The organism is Caballeronia telluris, assembly GCF_001544495.1.
Classification (GTDB): domain Bacteria; phylum Pseudomonadota; class Gammaproteobacteria; order Burkholderiales; family Burkholderiaceae; genus Caballeronia; species Caballeronia telluris.
On the sequence record NZ_FCNZ02000111.1, the window covers coordinates 1 to 1,865 of the forward strand.

Sequence of the window (1,865 nt, forward strand, 5' to 3'; positions counted from 1 at the left end):
CCTTCTGTTCGTCGCTCAGGTCATATTCGATGCGCGTGCGTGGCAAGTCCTTTGGCAACGCGGGGCGTCCCCTACGGCTGTGGCCTGTGACTTGAACCTTCGCAGGCTCCGAAGGAACGGGCATATCTATGGCGGCGTCAAACAGCTCGGCCTGACCCGCCAGGCGCTCAGAGCTCGCGCCGAAGCGTGCACGATTGAGTTGTGCAATCTGATGCTGAAGGTTCTCCAGTTGCTCCCATAACACGCACGCGAGCCGGTTCTGTTCGAGTGCAAAGGCTTGCAGAGCCTCGAGCTCCAGTGGCAGATCCCCGGCAGTGACGGCGGCGGGCAGCATGTCAACCATGATGCCCAACATGCGCGACGTTTACAAGCTTCGTGAGCGCTGCGCGCGATTCCTGGCAGCCCTTAAGCCACGCGCGTCACCGCGACGGCGCGATGAGGCTCGCGCGCCGGAATCTCAATACCTTCGAGCCACGCATTGAGTTCCGCGAGCGTGAAGCCGCGTTGTGCGAGCGAGGCCGGTGATGGGAAATGCCCGTGTTCGAGCCGCTTGTACCAAAGCGCGAAGCCGGTACGGTCCCAATAGAGGCACTTCACCTTCGTGCGGTCACGGCCGACGAACACGAACAAGTTGCCCGAAGCCGGCTTCTGTGCAAGCAGGGGTTCGACCAGATACGACAGAGTGTCGATCGACTTGCGCATGTCGACCGGCTCGCGGCAGATGTAGGCTCGAACGTCAGCGGCGATCAGCACCGTGCACCGCCAAGCCGGCCAAGCACAAAGCGCACAATGCGCTCCGCATGCACGCCACTCATTTCGATGCGAACGCCGGCGATCGATAACGTAACGCGATCACGCGTCGGTGATGATGGCGTATCGGCTGACGCAGATGATGGTGTCGCCGCAGGCTCACCTTCGAGGCGAGCAATGACAAACGCGGCGTCAGCCGTCACAGCCAGCGGACTCATTGCAGGCGTTTCGCCGGCAAACTTCTTGCGCCACAACCCGAAAGTGCTGACGGCAAGGCCTTGTTCGCGACAAAAGCGTCGAGTGCCCACGCCGCTCACCTTCCATGCTGCCACCATCTCTCGCCAGAACGCTTCACCCTGGCGAGGGCGTCGTGCGCGCCTTCCTACAACAGCTCGGCCTACTGCGTCATCGTCCATCGCATCACTCCCTCCAGTACGATGGCCAAACCTTCGCATCGTGCATGCGGACAATCAAGACGGGTTGCGCGGACGGATACTTACCTGCGCCGCACGCGGCTGGCTGGCCTGGGCTGGCCGCTGCCGCCGGAACTGCTGACAGATGACGCGGCGCTCGAGGCTAGGCTGTATCCGCCGCCGGCACGGCGCGAGCCAACGCGCGGCATGCCGGACTGGCCGACGGTGCATCGCGAGATCGGCAGGAAAGGCGTCACGCTCGATCTGCTGTGGCAGGAATATAAGGCGCAGCATCCGGACGGCTGCGGCTACAGCTGGTTCTGTAAGGCTTACCAGGAGTGGGCGCAGCGGCTTCCGGTCACGATGCGGCAAACGCATGTGCCGGGCCAGAAGCTGTTCGTCGACTACTCGGGCAAGAAGCTCGGCATCATCAATCCGGGCACCGGTGAAATCCGCGAGGCCGAGCTGTTCGTCGCCGCGCTCGGCGTGTCCGGCCTCACCTTCGCGGAACTCACGTGGACCCAGCAGTTGCCCGACTGGATCGGCTCGCACGTGCGCGCCTTCGCGTTCTATGACGGCCTAGTCGAGATCCTGGTGCCTGATTTTGTTCCCGGGAACAAAATCGGGCTTCTGTTCCCTCCGGCGTTATGTGCCCGAACGGTGTAGACGAGCGGTCGCATAAGGAGGCGCACGAGGGAAATG

The 1,865-nt window shown here is 62.8% G+C and carries 3 protein-coding genes and 1 pseudogene; 1 reads left to right on the forward strand and 3 read right to left on the reverse strand.

The annotated features are described in order from the left end of the window. The 3 genes from AWB66_RS32385 to tnpA all read right to left on the reverse strand — a co-directional run. A partial coding sequence (locus tag AWB66_RS32385; RefSeq protein ID WP_235021356.1) for an IS66 family transposase occupies nt 1–355 on the reverse strand: 355 nt, incomplete at its 3' end. Between the two features lie 50 nt (nt 356–405). Next, entirely contained in the window at nt 406–753 is a 348-nt protein-coding gene (gene tnpB, locus AWB66_RS32390) for an IS66 family insertion sequence element accessory protein TnpB (RefSeq protein ID WP_040048688.1), read from the reverse strand. Further along, nucleotides 747–1,166, reverse strand: a complete 420-nt coding sequence (tnpA, locus tag AWB66_RS34800) for an IS66 family insertion sequence element accessory protein TnpA (RefSeq protein WP_235021357.1) — start codon at nt 1,164–1,166, stop codon at nt 747–749. The genes tnpB and tnpA overlap by 7 nt, the downstream gene beginning before the upstream one ends. Nucleotides 1,167–1,247: 81 nt before the next feature. Here tnpA and AWB66_RS32400 point away from each other — a divergent pair. Beyond that, nucleotides 1,248–1,766: pseudogene (locus AWB66_RS32400) on the forward strand (IS21 family transposase); the annotation flags it as partial. Between the last annotated feature and the right edge of the window lie 99 nt (nt 1,767–1,865).

Coding starts and splice junctions, on each gene's coding strand:
- tnpA (WP_235021357.1), bottom strand. CDS start 1,166: ATGGACGATGACGCAGTAGGCCGAGCTGTTGTAGGAAGGCGCGCACGA.